13 protein-coding genes and 1 pseudogene are annotated in these 16,834 nt (G+C 36.4%); 3 read left to right on the forward strand and 11 right to left on the reverse strand.

All coding sequences use genetic code 11. The features are described 5' to 3' along the window. Positions 1–650: 650 nt before the first annotated feature. Positions 651–965 (reverse strand): hypothetical protein, encoded by a 315-nt coding sequence (locus AB1471_RS14870; protein ID WP_367780558.1) that lies wholly within the window; start codon positions 963–965, stop codon positions 651–653. Between the two features lie 281 nt (positions 966–1,246). On the opposite strand from AB1471_RS14870, the gene AB1471_RS14875 reads away from it, so the two are divergent. Next, complete coding sequence (locus AB1471_RS14875; protein WP_367780559.1) at positions 1,247–1,810, forward strand: LOG family protein; 564 nt, start codon at positions 1,247–1,249, stop codon at positions 1,808–1,810. 70 nt (positions 1,811–1,880) lie between these two features. Here AB1471_RS14875 and AB1471_RS14880 read toward each other — a convergent pair whose 3' ends face one another. From AB1471_RS14880 to AB1471_RS14895, 4 genes are all read right to left on the reverse strand, one after another. After that, on the reverse strand, positions 1,881–2,012 hold the full coding sequence (locus tag AB1471_RS14880) for a hypothetical protein (RefSeq protein WP_367780560.1): 132 nt from the start codon (positions 2,010–2,012) through the stop codon (positions 1,881–1,883). Positions 2,013–2,085: 73 nt separating this feature from the next. After that, positions 2,086–2,514 (reverse strand): disulfide oxidoreductase, encoded by a 429-nt coding sequence (locus tag AB1471_RS14885; protein WP_367780561.1) that lies wholly within the window; start codon positions 2,512–2,514, stop codon positions 2,086–2,088. Between the two features lie 2 nt (positions 2,515–2,516). Next, positions 2,517–3,182, reverse strand: coding sequence for a DsbA family protein (locus tag AB1471_RS14890; RefSeq protein ID WP_367780562.1), 666 nt, complete (start codon positions 3,180–3,182; stop codon positions 2,517–2,519). Between the two features lie 396 nt (positions 3,183–3,578). Then, positions 3,579–4,541: a vanadium-dependent haloperoxidase gene (locus tag AB1471_RS14895; protein WP_367780563.1), complete on the reverse strand. Its 963-nt coding sequence runs from the start codon at positions 4,539–4,541 to the stop codon at positions 3,579–3,581. A gap of 495 nt (positions 4,542–5,036) precedes the next feature. Between AB1471_RS14895 and AB1471_RS14900 the strand changes: the two genes are divergently transcribed. Next, positions 5,037–5,918 (forward strand): hypothetical protein, encoded by an 882-nt coding sequence (locus tag AB1471_RS14900; protein ID WP_367780564.1) that lies wholly within the window; start codon positions 5,037–5,039, stop codon positions 5,916–5,918. Between the two features lie 347 nt (positions 5,919–6,265). Here AB1471_RS14900 and AB1471_RS14905 read toward each other — a convergent pair whose 3' ends face one another. After that, complete coding sequence (locus AB1471_RS14905) at positions 6,266–7,249, reverse strand: zinc-dependent alcohol dehydrogenase family protein (protein ID WP_367780565.1); 984 nt, start codon at positions 7,247–7,249, stop codon at positions 6,266–6,268. 944 nt (positions 7,250–8,193) lie between these two features. On the opposite strand from AB1471_RS14905, the pseudogene AB1471_RS14910 reads away from it, so the two are divergent. Next, positions 8,194–8,341, forward strand: a pseudogene (locus AB1471_RS14910) (IS6 family transposase); the annotation flags it as partial. A gap of 249 nt (positions 8,342–8,590) precedes the next feature. Here AB1471_RS14910 and AB1471_RS14915 read toward each other — a convergent pair. The 5 genes from AB1471_RS14915 to AB1471_RS14935 all read right to left on the reverse strand — a co-directional run bounded on the left by AB1471_RS14915 (position 8,591) and on the right by AB1471_RS14935 (position 16,805). Next, entirely contained in the window at positions 8,591–9,157 is a 567-nt protein-coding gene (locus AB1471_RS14915) for a hypothetical protein (RefSeq protein ID WP_367780566.1), read from the reverse strand. Positions 9,158–9,445: 288 nt separating this feature from the next. After that, positions 9,446–10,639 carry an AimR family lysis-lysogeny pheromone receptor gene (locus AB1471_RS14920; protein WP_367780567.1) on the reverse strand — a complete coding sequence of 398 codons (1,194 nt, stop codon included), beginning with the start codon at positions 10,637–10,639 and terminating at the stop codon, positions 9,446–9,448. Between the two features lie 711 nt (positions 10,640–11,350). Beyond that, on the reverse strand, positions 11,351–12,487 hold the full coding sequence (locus AB1471_RS14925; protein ID WP_367780568.1) for a right-handed parallel beta-helix repeat-containing protein: 1,137 nt from the start codon (positions 12,485–12,487) through the stop codon (positions 11,351–11,353). Between the two features lie 249 nt (positions 12,488–12,736). Continuing rightward, complete coding sequence (locus AB1471_RS14930) at positions 12,737–13,390, reverse strand: peroxiredoxin-like family protein (RefSeq protein ID WP_367780569.1); 654 nt, start codon at positions 13,388–13,390, stop codon at positions 12,737–12,739. Between the two features lie 328 nt (positions 13,391–13,718). Continuing rightward, positions 13,719–16,805: an MMPL family transporter gene (locus AB1471_RS14935; RefSeq protein WP_367780570.1), complete on the reverse strand. Its 3,087-nt coding sequence runs from the start codon at positions 16,803–16,805 to the stop codon at positions 13,719–13,721. Positions 16,806–16,834 lie beyond the last annotated feature (29 nt).

A 16,834-nucleotide genomic window follows, 5' to 3' on the forward strand; every position in this document is an offset into this window, starting at 1 on the left:
CCTAACACATGGTGTGTGGGGCCAAACTAATCTGTACTAATAATATTTACGTTAATAACTATTAAGAGCCAAATTTGGCTCTTTTTTTTTGGAAATTTCAGTCCATAAAACGATCGTTTTGCAGACTTTTTAAAATGAATACGAAAACCGATCAAAAAGTCCACTTCACCTGCTTAGTATAGGCTTTTTTATTAGCATAGGGTTTGTCGTGTTGATCTTTTGTAGTTATAGGATTAAGAGACACGTTGAGAACTTAACGAAATGATATCCTTTTTATTGGAATTGGATATTGCATCACTTGCTCTATCCAGTTAGGCTTCACAAAAAAACTTGTGGACTTTTAAACATCAGTTATTATTACGATCCTCTTGTTGCACTTTTAATCATATGCAAAGGAACAGTTTCTCCATAAAAAATACCGTTCTATGCACTGGTTGATACTGCACCAAATGGACTCCTTGATCTGCTTTATTATTCATTCGAAAAAGTAGATCGGATACTTATATTCTTCTTAAACTACCCATCTATACATCCTAAAAACCCTGGGAGCTTCGGCCACTAAATAACGCTTTCATCGTTGAACCCGCAAAAGCAAAAAACTTTCTCATCTTCATTAAAGAGTTAAGAAAGTTTTTTGTTAATGCTTATTTTTATTGAGATATTGCAGTGTTTTCCGTTGATTTCGTTTGTGCAGCATCCATTAAGAGAAAAATTGCGGAAAGAATATGCATGACCATTCCAACAAATGGGATGACAGCTACAACAGAAGTAACAATGCCTAATATACTTCCGTGCTTATTTGTATCTTCTCGGACGCTGAAAATTAATGTAGCGATATGCAAAAGTGCCATTATACCAAGTGGAATCCATGCTAATCCGATAACAATAGTAGCTCCCAACAAAGGGATACCTAGGAGACCTTCAAGACCTCCTGACACCCATTTTAAAATAGTTGATACTTTCATAATCTAACCCTCCTTTCCATAGATTAATATTTTTTCAAATACTATTATACAAAAATAAACACTCGCAAGGTGGTATGTCAACACCTTATAGCGCGTGCAACCTCAACCGTTAATAAAAATGTCTAACTCATACCCTCCTCTATTTTTAATAATATTCCTTTACCCATTGTTGACATTCAATTACATTCAGTTCTATTCCCCATTTCAATATCTTAAATTTATCAAAATATTAAAATTTTGATATAATCATAAACAGTGATTTCCTTAGGAGGCGATTGTTAGTGAAAAAGCTAGCCGTATTTTGTGGATCTAGTAATGGAGCGTCTGATGTCTATTTAGAAGGCGCTAAAAAACTTGGTAAAGAACTCGTTAAACGCGATATTGCACTTGTATATGGTGGAGCAAGTGTAGGAATTATGGGTGCAGTTGCAAATTCCGTTTTAGAAAACGGAGGACAAGTAATCGGCATTATGCCAAGTTTTCTAGAAAAAAGAGAATTATTCCACAAGAATTTGACAGAGCTGATTATTGTGGATTCTATGCATGAGAGGAAAGCTAAAATGGCAGAGCTAGTAGATGGATTTATCGCTTTACCAGGTGGTCCAGGAACGTTAGAAGAGTTCTTTGAAATTTTCACGTGGGCTCAGTTAGGGCTTCACCAAAAACCTTGTGGGCTTTTAAACATCAATCATTATTACGACCCTCTTATTGAACTTTTTAATCATATGTCAAAGGAACAGTTTCTACATGAAAAATACCGTTCTATGGCACTTGTTGATACAGAACCTAATGGACTCCTTGACCAATTTAATACATATGAATCACCAACCGTAAAAACGTATTAGAATTGATAAATAAAAATAAGAGGGTGTTCCTGTAAAAGGAATCCCTCTTATTTTTTCGGTTTAACCTTCTTCAGACCTTAGAACTTGCTTTTTTCGCTTTCTTTTTCGTATAGAAATAACTAACAGCAAACCGTATGACAGACGCTACGACTGCAAGTAGTACTCCTAATAACATAAAGTAATGAGGTGGCCACTCGGGCATTTGTACCCTCCTCCTTCCTGTAAGCTCTAAATTTCCGAATTAAAAAGCACTTTATCAGTGCTTTTTAATCAAGTTATTTTTTTGAGAAAATATGCGCTAGAACCATAAAAAGGATAATTAAAATAAAGGCTGTTAAAGCTAGAAATGGAATCGTAACAATACCGAACCAGTTAATATATTGTGCATTACAAGGAACTCCACTCAAACATGGCTTAACTCCTCCGAAATCAGGAATTTTTTGTTCCAAATAGTGCATAAATGAAATCGCTCCACCAATGATCGCAAGAGGGAAAACAAACCTTTTGACTGATAAATCATTTTGAAAAGCTCCGACTCCTAGAATGACTGTTAAAGGATACATAAAAATACGTTGATACCAACAAAGTTCGCAAGGAACAAACCCTTGAATTTCGCTAAAATAAAGACTTCCTAAAGTAGCAAACATAGAAATCAACCATGCTAAAAAAAGAAAAAGCTGACTTGTCGATTTAGTTGATTCCATGATTATTCATCCTCTAATGCTTCATCAATCAATGCTTTTATCGCATCATAATCAAATGGATCTTCTAGCATTGTACCATTGACCATAATACTTGGCGTCAATGCGACTTCGAACTTCTCAACAAGTGCCATATCTGTATTGAGTTCTTCCATCATTGTTTCTTCTTGTAGTTCACTCTCTAGTTGTTGTAAATCCATGTTCGTTGTCGCTTCTGCTACTTCCAACATCTTCTCAACAGTCACCCAAGCACCATCATGACTTACACTTGGTTGTTCATCAAACACTTTTTTATGAAATGCCCAGTATGAATCTGGATCAGCTTTGAACACTGACTCGGCAGCTAACGATGCTAGAATAGATTCTTCTCCATGAAAGAGAACATTGATATAGGAGAATGAAGCTTTGTCATTATCAATATAATCCTCTACTAGTTGAGGGTATACTTCCTCTCCCCATCGTTTACACGCAGGACATTTAAAGTCTCCAAATTCTACAACTTGAACAGGCGCATCTACATTTCCCATCGTGGGTTGCCCTTCAATGGATGGTTGATCACTGTGTACTGTGTCTTTATTAGCATTATTGTTGTTAATGACAACAAAAGCAGTCACTGCGGCAAATACAAGTAACGTTACGAGTATCGCTATTTTTATATTTTTGTTTTGCATCTTCACACCTCACATTTTTATAATGATCGATTATCAATAAAATTGCGAAATAAAATCATTCGTTTCATCTATTCTCCCCTTTATATCTTTCTATAATAAGTTCTATTTAATCGTAGCATCTTCGTTCGCCGCATTTTCATTAATTTTCAACAGTTTTGTAAACAGTCTTGGCATTCAAAAAAGTGCAAATGAAAAACCAAGTGAATGAACACTTGGTTGAACTAGTGACATGAATCTTTTTAAATGTGTAACTACTTATCAAGAATCTAATACTCGGCACCAAATTAGGAATCTTGCCGCTTGGTCGAAAAAATTAAGGAGCTATATATTAACATTTTTAAATCGAATGATGGTGGTCCATCTAAAAAATAATATGGAGGGCATTATTAAGGTTTCCTAACAATCGTCTGGGAGAATTAATGATGTACATGTTGTATCAAAATCATACGGGATACTTTGTCCGTCTGGATAGGGTGAAGGCGGGATTACAGCCATTAAGTTATCTTCATAAGGAATATCTATCGGTTTACCTTGTGAATTTACTTCTTGCCTAAATTGATTTATTGCCACTTGGGCGACTTGTCTTCCTAAGCTTAGTCCCTCCTTATTATCTATTGGAAAATGAACAAGGGCATACAAACGTGAAAGCGCTGCTTGTTCAGCTAATTCATCTAAACGGCTTGCTTCCCCGGGAAAAAAGTATTTCAACACTTCTGCCACACATCCAGCAATCGCTGAATGTCCTGCTGGATAGGTTGGATGTCTAGGGGTACACAAGACCGTTGCTAATTCTTGATCATACTGATCCGGTCTTGCAACGAGCCAAAGGAATTTATAATACCACGTCACAACAAATGCATCATTTATTGCACTTTGGACAGCACCTAAAATTCTAGCTGCTCTAGGTGCAGTGACACCATATGTGTCAATGAGACGATCGATAATTGGTGTCCATTGTTTGGTTGCAACACCTGCCCCCCAATAACGGGCAATCGTTTTTTGATATGGAGCCATATTATCTCTGGTTTCTAATACGTACTCAAGTTGTTTATCGAAATCAATATAATTTGGATTGAGAATAGTAAAGTAAATGGGTTCTCCTTCAGGTTTAGTAAAAAACAGACTGCGACAGCGTTTTAAGTAATATGTTGTCCATGAACCCGCCAACGGTTCTTCTGGGTTTGTAGGAGGTGTTTTTTCCCCAGCATAAGGAATCTCATTCCACTTTAAATAATCACAATTACATATACACGGTGTTTGTTTGCAATAACAATCAACTAACTTCTTTTTTTGGTGATCGCACTCACCCTCCCATGGTACTTCTCCAGTATACATTTTTAACCATTTTCCAAATTCCACTCCTAACACCTCTTTTACGTATTATTTTTGTGTAGGCAAATAAAATCACAAGGTGTTTGTAGCCAAATTTAACCTATAATTGTGCCCCACCAGTAACCTATTCATCTAGGGCTAGTCCTTATTACTAAAGATTTAGCTAAGTAGTGGACTTCCTTGGCCTATCACAAAATAATAAAGCCCCACTCCGAAGAGCAGGGTTAGGGATTGTCAATTGGGTTGGATGATAAAAATATGTACTCCCCACATGGGAGAAATCTCACTTACTATTCAAGAAGAGACAGGCAATTGGACAATTTGTGTCCATTTACACAAATTACTTGACGCTACCATTTCACTTTCCTTAAAATGATATCATATCAATATTATTCCAAAAATTGAATAATTTTAGTGGCTGTGTTTTGGTAGGAGTCTTCCTATCCGGTTAACCAATAAAGTTAAGTACTTGAGGAGGAATCGTCATGAAAAAACATTCTGTACCGGTTACTTTTCACTTTAATGGGAGGCAGCTACTTTATTTTACGATTAGCTAACATTAATAACTTGATCGTTATCATTTTAACGTTATCGATGATGATCCTTGGGCCGTTAATTATTTACTTGTTGTTGATTCGTCCGAAGTCTATGCCAAAATTATTGACATATGGTTCATTTATTTTATGTTTGGGAGCTTCTTATTTGATTATCCCTTCTTCTCAAAAAGGTTTTTTTAATCAGATTTTAGTTTTGCTCTTACCCGTTGTGGAAGTAAGTATCATTATTTTCGTTGTGTATAGTATCGTTAAAAGTATCATTCGTTACAAGCGAAGCAATACAAATAAGCGCCATGATTTTCTTGAAGTAGCACGAATATCACTTGAACCAAAGCTAGGAAAAGGTTTCGTTTTGGAAGCAGTCCTAACAGAACTCAGCGTTTATTATTATTCAGTACTGGTGTGGTTCAAAAAACCATTTGTAGAAGTACAAGGAACCTATTCTTATCATAAAACTTCACAAATTAAAACGTTTGTAATCTTACTTTTAATCCTGCTCGTAGTCGAAGGTGCGCTTTTTCATTATCTTATTCAAAAATGGAGCGACATTTTTGCGTGGATTTTTACGATACTAACTATTTATGCTCTATTTTACATCCTCGGACTATATAATTCCGTGAAATATTTGCCTCATGCGAGCACCAAGGATAAGCTCACTATTCGTCTTGGCTATCAAAGTAGTATTGAAGTAAATATTAACAATATCGAAACCATAAACAAGGCTAAAGAACGAGAATTGGGCGTTAAAATACCTAAAGGTACCTATCTTTCATTGTTATGGATTGATTCTCCACAGTATGAACTTTCTTTAAAGGAACCAGCTTTAATGAAAGGCACTTACGGTTAAAAAAAATATGTTAATTTTGTTGTCTTCAGAGCTGACGAACCAAACAAGATGATTGAGGCTATAAACTCGATGCGAGCTGGTCATCTCTCTAAAGAAAAACTGGTTGAATAATGGACACTAAAAGAAGCTACATCCAATCAGTTTCATCTAGGACGTTTGGCATGAAGTGCGGATAAGTGCTGAGCAGGCTTCGATAACGATGCCGCATCCGAGGATACCCGCCGCCCAGACTTCGATATTGGCACCACAGCCGCGGATAAAACAATCTGCAGACGATTTTATTTTTTTGTGATCTCGGTAATTGTACTTATGATTGCTTTAATCAATATTTTTAAACTATTTTGCCTCTAACTAGTTAAAAAGATCTTCCCTTTATTAAGGAACTCTCCCTTCTTAACCGCTTCCTGCACATCAAAGAGATGATAAGCAGCTCCCATCTGAGAAAGATGTAATTTGCTATCTTGAATAAGTTCAATCAAATCATGAAAGGTTTCTTGCCATGTTTGTAAAGTAGTTTGTTTATTCCAATGCCGGAGATGAAACAACCTCATGTGAATATTAGTCCTTTTTACGATTTCTGTCCCATTTATAGGAATCCCAGAAAGAAGACCCATCATTAACAAGGTTCCATTTGGGCGAATACAAAAAGCTAACTTTGTGCCTTCTAGTCCACCAATGGAATCAATCGCAGCTGTGGCTCCTTGGCCTTCGGTTAATTCCAGTACCGTATCGATCAAGGAGTCTTGTGATGTATTAATCACGTGAGAAGCACCTAGATTAAGTAGATCATCTGTATATAAACCGTTCCTCGTGACAGCAATTAAACGGAAACCAATAATCTTTGAAAGTTGAGCGAAAATACGACCAACAGACGAGCCACCAGCATTGATAAGTAGCACGTCGTCTGAAGTCAATTGTAATTGTTGCGTACAGATGACCCAAGCCGTGATTGGATTGATATACAATTGTGCAGCTATAAAGTCATCCATAAAAGAAGGAATAGGAACTGCGTATTGTTCAGGTATTTTAACAAAGTCTTGCCATGTTCCTTCCCCTCGCAAAGGAAGAACTCGTTTACCTAGCAGTTCTTGAGAAACTGAAGGACCTACTTCCTCCACCACACCTACTCCTTCATATCCTGGAATAGCTGGTAGTGAAATGCGATGAGAATACGCCCCACGTATCGGGATTATGTCAGATGGATTGATAGGACGGGTGATCATACGGACGAGCAGTTCCCCGCTAACAGGATCAGTGACCTTATTATTCTCCGACTTTAATACGTCTTGTGGTCTACCAAATTCGTAGTATTTAATACACTTTCCTTTCATAACCATTATGCTCCCTCAATTTTTTTTTCTTTCTATCTCACATTTTTCAAATGATCCATCATAGCCATTTAACAGCTTCTTGTCTACAGCCTTAATTTCAAATTCAACTTTTATCATTTCTCTGTCACCTTTCATTTTACCTCTCACAGCTATAAATAATTTTATATCTTTTCATAGTCACAGTTAAGAAAGAAGACTAAGCGTCTTATCATTCCAATGAAATTATTTAAAACACAGAGTAAACAGGCATGTCAAAGGCTAAACTGTACAAGGAGTTGAAGAATCGTGGGGTTGCAGGGAAAGATGAATTGTGGATTACCTCTTGTGAATTTAATATTACTTCATGTGAATAGTTGATGCTTGTAGGACATAACAAAGACGGTGTTTGTTCAATGCAAGAGAGTTCAGTTTCACAAGTCTATCAACTCTTTAAATTCCTTTTGCTATCTCTTCAGTCAGACAGTTACCGTTGACAGACACCATATAAGTCTCTCATAGTACTTTTAAAGAGCTTCCCCTTGTTCTTTGCCTTTAGGCGCTGTAATCGTTATATAAACAAAAAAGAGCAAACCCCAAAGGATTTACTCTTTTTTGTGCAAATTATGAAAAAACGATTCAATACGCCTGCTGAACGTGTAGACTCTAAAGTTGTAAATTGTCAAAATCCTGACGCTACCCCATTTATCCTACAGGATCACTTCTACTCCCTTTTTCTATAAGAAATAACAATATTAACGATTGAAAAAAGAACGATAGCAATGAAAATATATAGAGTTTCAGACATTACTAGGTTTATTTCATCCGCCGCATATCCTAACACAATAAGATCTAACATAGAGACCACCATAAAAATAAATGAAATGATCACAACAGTAACCCAATTGATTAGCTTAAAATACTTACTGAAAAAAGTGACGATTAAAAACAAAACAACCGAAATGGTTAAAAAGTCGTTTGAAACTGCCACTTCTATATTGAGTAGCGTGGAAGCCATGCATATATATGTTGAAAAAAGGACAGCACCATCGACAGGTGAAATCTAGCCAAAATGAAGTTGAATTCATACATCCAAGATTTGAAATCGCAGCATAAATGATCAGTAGAGTGAAATAGTAGCTCTATGTCTCTATCAAAAAATAACGAGAGTATCTGAGGGAATAAATTATACATATATTCAGAAAAAATAAGTTAAATGGGTAGTTTAATAGGGTGTTATATAAGAATTAAATTGTCAGTGAATGACTACTACTCTAAAAAAGGGGTGTGATCAGAATGAGAAATCAAAATTTGCTCAAGTAATAGTTATTAGTAAGATCATTTTCACATCAAAACCTTGCTAGATTAATAAGGTACTGGTTGATCCAATGATGTCAGTTGGTCGTATGGTACTGGTTGGTCATAAGAGGTCGGTTGGTCGTATGGTACTGGTTGGTCATAAGAGGTCGGTTGGTCGTATGGTACTGGTTGGTCATAAGAGGTCAGTTGGTCGTATGGTACTGGTTGATCCAATGATGTCAGTTGGTCGTATGGTACTGGTTGGTCATAAGAGGTCGGTTGGTCGTATGGTACTGGTTGGTCATAAGAGGTCGGTTGGTCGTATGGTACTGGTTGGTCATAAGAGGTCGGTTGGTCGTATGGTACTGGTTGGTCATAAGAGGTCGGTTGGTCGTATGGTACTGGTTGATCATAAGAGGTCGGTTGGTCGTATGGTACTGGTTGGTCATAAGAGGTCGGTTGGTCGTATGGTACTGGTTGATCATAAGAGGTCGGTTGGTCGTATGGTACTGGTTGATCCATTGGATTTACTTGTTCGACTGAAGGATTTTCATTGATTGATAATTCCTCAGCTCCAGCAGAATACGTACCAAAAATCAAAAAATTGATACATAGCGATACCAATAGTTTCATGATACAATTCCTCCTTCGATATGTTGTTATATAACATTTATACCTATCTCTCTCTTTCTCCAAAGCATTTCAATTCTTAAACGCTGAACAACCCATACATTCAATCTCCACGACACATGTATCTGATCATTCTTGCTTCAAAACATTGATAGATCAATAGGGTGTCGGTTGATCCATTAGCTTTACTTGTTCGACTAAAGGATTTTCATTGATTGATTGATAATTCCGCAGCTCCAGTAGAATACGTACTAAAAATCGAAAGACCAATACATAACGATAACAATAGTTTCATATTAATGATCTAGTCACCTCCTTTGAAATGTTATTATATAGCATGTCTACCGCCTCCTCTCTTTCCCCTAAACGTTTCAATTCTTGAACGCTGAACAATCCATACAATCGATCTCCACGACGCATGTATCCCTCTAGTGATTTCCAAAAATATGAGGCGTCGTCCGTAGCTACACCTTTTATATATAATGTCTTAGGGGTTGTATCTAAATTATCAAGAATTTTTAAACCTACTTCTTTTTGACCATCCAATATATAGTTCAAAGCTATATTACTATCATGTTTTACGAAGTCAAATTTTCTCCCTCTCAAAATACCGATAAACTCGATTTTTTCTAGCATCCAATCAGCAGCAAAATCTAATCCTAATTCTTTATAAATTTCTATACTCTTAGTTAGGTATTTTATCGCATCGGTCGGATCTTCCTGGTGTATGTAAGATTCCCCAATGTGTACAACCCGAGCAGCATCAAAACGTCTTCCCATCGAATGATCAAGCGCTTCATACGCTAATTCTCTTACTTTTTTAAAGTCACAAATGTTTCGCAGGTATGTCACTTGCTGCAATTGATTAAAGCGCATCTTCAGAGATTTATTAACATAACTTTCCTTTTCAATTTTCTCAAATTTAGTTTCTAACTTTGGTATTAAATCTATTAATTTGAGATACTTGATTTCCTGATTAAACAGAAGGATCTCTATAATCGATTGAAAAATTTGCATTTCTTCAGTTTTGTTATTTTGACACATGATTTTCTGGAACAATTCCATTGATACATTATCGTTCAATTCCGATTCTTGATTTCTTCTCTCCATGTTTAGCTTGTACATGGTCGAATACTCTTTTAGGTTATTCTTGTGATTAGCCTTAGAATCTGCTCTTTCGCACAACATTTTAAGTGTTTCGCGCATGTCACGTGTATCACAATATTCCATCGCCATCTTTATATTTGAAGAATTTCGAATTTTATGGACATAAGAGTCCATTAATTCTTTTTCTTGTAATTGTTTATCAAAATCAATTATGGTTTGTACCAATGTTAAAATGATTTCAAAATGGCTTTCCCTATCATGATTGATAACTTTATTTAGTAAACTTGTCGAGACTCCACACTTTTCAGACAGGTCCTTTTGTTTAATGCCACGCTTTTTCAAAAGCTCTTTCAGCGTAACTCCAAATCTTGTATCCATAGGATCCCCTCCTTACATAAGACAAGTTTATCAAACATTCGACTTTTTTTCAAATATTTCGACAATAAACCTTTCGACAAAATCATGGAAATATACTCCAAACAGATAGGGGTTTGGTTTCCTTCAGGCAGGTAACACCTCTCGATGGATGGTGTAGACGATTATTTACAAACTCCTATTATTAACGTTTAAGGAAATTGTACTTGATGTAGAAGTAAACCTAGAGAGGGCGCCGTGGAAGTACATCACAGATGCAAGAGATGGAACAGGAGATTTTCATATTGAAGAGGGAAATACGCTTACGTTCATGAGTAAATATAAGAACTAGGAAAGTAGATTTTATCATGAATAATAAAAATAATAGATTACGAATTATTTGGATCGTTCCTAATGTATTGATCTATGCATACGGGTTAGGTTTGGTCTTATTTACTTTAATTAATTTTAATGGATTAGCTGAATTAAACGTTCTATGGATTCATATAGTTTTTTCGATTTTAAATTTTTTAGTAGCGTTTTACGGTACTTATAAAATTCGAACATGGGTAAAAGAAAATAAAATGTAAGCCCACTTATAAATAAAAGTGAACCCAAAAAATGAGACACTTTATTATTAGGCAACGGGTAAAGTATGAGTCCGATAATCTACGAGGTCACGCCTTTTAGATTGACAACTACAAAAAAAGCACCCACGAAGGATGCTAAGTCTGATCAATTACAAATATTAGGTTGGTTACTAGTATCACATTTATTCCCTTTGAAATTGTTGGTACCGAAATTTTCGATATCGAAAAAAGGAAGAGCTCCATTCCCGAATGCACGATTGAAGAAAACATCATTGTTATTGGTAGTACCAGTTAATTGAATACCATCCGTAACATTATTATTAACTTTATTCCCTTTAATGATATTGTTAGACGCTACGTTGTTTAATAAGATACCCTGACCATTATCATTAACGGTATTCCCTTTCACTATGTTGCTATCTGAAGTGGATAACAAAATACCCTCATCCCCATTATCCTTAACTCTATTCCCTGTCATCATGTTATTAGTTGAGCTAATTAAGAAAATACCATCCTGCCCATTCTCATTAATGGTATTCCGATTAATCATGTTGCTTGTGGAATTGGATAGAGAAATACCAAAATTATTATCATTAACGGTATTCCCTTTAATCATGTTGCTACTAGATGATTCTTCTAAGCGGATACCCTCATTCGTATTACTATTAACGATATTCCCTTTAATGATGTTTTTAGACGATTCATTATTTAATAACATACCTTGTTCATTACCCTTAACGCTATTCTCTTTAATCATGTTGTTAACTGAACTGGCTAAGAAAATACCGTCATTACCATTATCCGTAACAGTATTCTCTTTAATTACGTTGTTATCGGAATTGTCTATGAATAGTCCAACAAGCCCATTATCCTTAACGTTATTCCCTTTAATCATGTGGCCATCTGCATCGAATGCGCGAATGGCAGTAGCAAAGTTTTGAATAATAAAATTCTGTACCATTGCGCCAGGATTATTAATCGTTATTCCAACACCTACCATGCCCGTTCCATTTAGGATAGGTTTCTCTTTCCCTATCCCAATCAGCTTGATATTGTCCTTATTAATGGTGACCTCTTCCTCATAAGGACCACCACTGGCTTTCACTAATATGATATCTCCTGGATCAGCTTCATCGACTGCATCTTGAATGAAACCACCATCAACCACGATTGTTTTTTCGTTAAAGAACAAGATACCTACCACGATGAAGACACCTATGAAGAGTACCCCAAACGTGAGAAATAGAATCGCCACTAAACACTTATTTTTTGACGTTTTCAATCCTTCACCTCCTTACAATTGAGAAGAACGACCATACTTACTTATACTTTATTCGATGAGACGGAATGATGTTCTTGATGTAGACGTGGCCCTTAGCGAGAGGACGCTACCGATGTGTGGAATAAAAAAATACCCCTCCGCCAAATGGTAGAGAGGTTTAGCTTTACTTGAAAATTATTCTACTGATTGCAAGTGTACTTTCGCACGAATTGGAGTTGCCATATAACGCCCTGCACCACAACGGAAAGTCTATTTAGAAAGGGAGTTGAGCTTTTCAACGACTTCAGAAGGTTCTGCCCTCTTCGTATAATCAGCGTCGACGCTTGCTAAGCAAATCGTTTTATCTTTATCAATAATAAATGTTCCGGGAACTGGGAGTGTCCATGAGTCCTCACCATTATGAGCTGGGACATCACCGCCCATTTGCTTATAAATCTCTACTAGATAATCAGGTAGTTGGTGCAATAAATTGTATTGTGTAGCAACCTGCCCATTCGGGTCGCTAAGTACGTGGAACGATAATTCATTTTTTTCTTTCATCGATAATGAATTATCTGGCGTTTGCGGACTAACTGCAATTACTTGCGCGCCCAATTCATTGATTGGTGACACAAAATTTTCGTACGCTCTAAGCTCTAGATTACAATAAGGACACCATGTGCCTCGGTAAAATGTTAATATAACGGGGCCCTTTTCAAGTTCCTCGTATAAAGATATATCTTGGTCCGTCGGATCCTTCAATATAAAATTTGGTGCGATCGTTCCAACCGTTAAGCCAGTAGCGATACCTGAGCTTTTCAATTCTTCTTTCCCTTTTAGCATTTGAGACTTGATTTCTTCTGGTATCATTTCAGATATTGATTGTTGGAATTCTTGAATGGCATCTGACAATGTGTATGGCATTAAACGAACACCCTTTCTATTTTCTCGAACGTATTATAAGACCTTTGATACCTATTCTGATGTGGGGTGAATTATGCAGGGTTATCGGCTTCTGACCTAAAAATTTTTATGGAATATATATCAAATCACTTGGTAAAGATTCTCCCCCTTTAAAGAGCCCAGCGTCACAAACACCAGAATAGGGGGCTTGGTGCAGATTTTCTTTCCTTCTTTTAACCATCGCGCCCACACTCACAATGAAAAGTCCGGTTTCTCCTTAGTTACCAGGAGAAACCGGACTTTTCTAATTCGCCCGTAGACGCCAATATGTGAAGTTTATATGAATCGTTTATGACCGCTTTCGTCCAAATGCAATGAGGGAAGGAATCAATAATGGTAGTACGATGAATACCAATATGATTAATCCTATAATCACCACAGTTGCTAATTGGACCAGTGTTAAAACATTAGATGGGTAAAGTGCTGCAAATGTTCCTGTTAAAATAATCACGGCAGATATAATGACAGAACCCATATGTTTCATACTGGTAATAATCGCATCTTTTGCAGAAATGTCGCTATATTCCTTGAATCGCATTAATAAAAAGATACTATAATCTACCCCTAAAGCCATTAGCAGGATAAAGGAGAAGAATGGAACAGACCAAGTTAACCCCGTATCACTAATCCAATAAGTGAAGATTATCTCAGCTACATTAATCGAAACAAAATAGGTCAATAGTAAAGAAATGATTGTATAGATTGGCAGCAGAACCGATCTGTAAATCATCGCCAACACGATCGCGATTCCACTCAACATTAGTATAACGGTTCTTGAAAAATCCTCTGTAGTTATATCTTGTAAAGCTGCATTATTAGACGATACACCACCTAAACCAAATCGCGCCTCTCCTAAATTCATTTCATTTTCTATAGCATTACTTACTGTGCTTTCAATCTTATTAACGGTTTCAATTGCTTCAGAAGAATAAGGATCATCTTCCAACACAATCGTCCATTTACTAATAGAATGATCTTCAGACATATAAGCTTCTAGTGCTTTATTAAAATCATCGCTCTTTAATGCTTCGTCTGGTGCGAAAAACATATCGGTATCTGATTTAGATAATTCGTATAGATAGTCATTTGCTCCATCTAACCCTTCCGATACAGACACTAATCCATCTGCGCTTGTAGAAAGACCTTCTTCTAGGGAACCAAGTGATGTATCTAACGTATTTAAGCCGCTTTGAACTTGCTCCTGACCATCGTAAATAGAATCAATTCCCGTTTGTAACTCCGGTACGCTGGAGACAAGTTGCCGTTGACCATCATCGCTTTTATTTAACCCCTCCGTTAGTGCTGAAGCCCCCTCTTCTAATTGATCAAGTCCCGCAATGATTTCTTCTTGACCACTCGCAATTTGAGCTAATCCATCATTCGTTTGATCTAAAGAATCAGTGGCTGTTTCTAATGAAGTTGAAAGGGTAAGTACATTCTCTTCTATACTTTCTAACGTCTCTTGTAATTGTAACGTACTTGCTGTCAACTTTTGATAAGAAGGATCATTGACGATTTCTGGATAGTTACTTCCTAATTCGGAAACATACCCACCCGGTGCTTTAGAAAGTTCAACCATATTTGACAAGCCGGATTGAAGAGGTTGAACACTTTGAGTAATCCCTTGAAGTCCACTGTGTATCTCCTGATAAGTCGTTAAAGCCTTATTCGTTGCGTCTAATAAATTACGTGTACTTTTGTTGATTTCAGAAAGTCCAGTCTGTAAGTCTTCTCCACCAGAACTGCTGGCATTGATTCCCTCTTGTACAGCTTGCATTCCTTTTTGCAATTCATCTAAATGGTTATTTATTTCCTGTGTTCCATTCAATAACTCATCCATACCGTCTGCTTGAGACGAAAGGTTGGAATCCTGTAAGCTATCACTTGCATCCGTTAATCCTGATTGAATTTGATTAATCGCATCATTTGCTTCTGTAATTCCTTTATTTACTTCTTCTGTTTGATTTTTAATGTAAAACGCTTCTAATTTATCAGACTGTGGTCTCGTTGCGCTATAAACTTGTTTAACACCATCGATCTTCGTTATATCCTCTGTTAGATCTTCTATGAACGATAAATTTCCAGAAGAATTTAAAGCCGTATCTGATTCTACAACTAATGTGACCGGCGCCGTTTTTCCTTCATCAAACTTCTCGGAAATAAGATTAAAGCCTTTAACTGAAGCATACGATGGATCGACTTCATCTAGTGAATTAAAGGAAACATCTCCTTTATAAAGAAAAATATTTGGGACCATAACAATTAAAATAGCAAGGATCGTAACGATTGGTTTTTTTGTACCCTTCGTCCCAAGAAATGTCCATAAACGGCTTTCTTTATGGCCTGTGATTTTTTTAGTCGGCCAAAATAACTTTGGACCTAAAATAGCCAAAATAGCAGGCACAAGTGTATACAATAGAATTAATAAGATCAAAACAGATAAACCGACCGCACTGGCGGATTGAAATATATTGAAATTGGATAAAAACAGGGCACTGAAACCGATAATGACTGCCAAAATACTGTAAAAAACGGTTTTCCCAGCTGTTCGATACGTTTCTTTTATCGCTTCTAATACCGTTTCCTGTTTGTCTAGTTCTTCTCTAAAACGCATAAACAATAAAATATTATAATCTGTCCCAATCCCAAACAGTACCATTATTAAAAAGGATTGCGTAACATTGGACATTGGAAAATCCCAAACATTACTTAATAGGGCGATGATTGAAAGTGAACAAATATAGGTTAGACCAATCGTTAAGATCGAAACAATTGGTGCCACCGGTGAACGAAAAACTAAGAGAAGCACAATTAAGATAAAAGCAATCGCAATTCCTTCCGTCTTTACAACGCCTTCTTTCGTTGATTTCGCCATATCTTGAGTGATGACAGCCTCTCCCGTCACATAGCTCTCAATGGACAGCTCTTCTAAAGATTGATCCAAATCAGATCGAATCGTGCTTAAATCTTTTTCAGACGTATTAACAGTTAGTGGAACAATAAGTGTCGTTCCATCTTCCGATAACATCTGTTCTTTTAGTTGTTCGCTTTTTATTGGATTATCTATTGTGGAAATCGGAATTTCTTTTTGGCTTTCTAGTTCTTGTATATAGTTATTTATTTCTTCCATGTTTTTGTCATCTATTTTTTCTTCTTGATGTAAAACAATGTTCATACTCTCATTTTCGGTTGATGTTGTGTGATTTAAATGTGTCAAAATTTCCTTTGCTTGTGATACAGAGTAGGAATCAGGTATTTGAGCACTGCCTTTTTCTACTACTAACTCACTATAGTCTGGAGCGATCATTTTGATCAGTACAACAGCAATTAATACAAGTGGTATAATTAACCAACGTAATTTTACGATATGTTTCACGTTGTTTTCATCCCTTTCTTTTATAAGGT

This window comes from Jeotgalibacillus marinus, from assembly GCF_040801915.1.
In the GTDB taxonomy this organism is placed as follows: domain Bacteria; phylum Bacillota; class Bacilli; order Bacillales; family Jeotgalibacillaceae; genus Jeotgalibacillus; species Jeotgalibacillus marinus.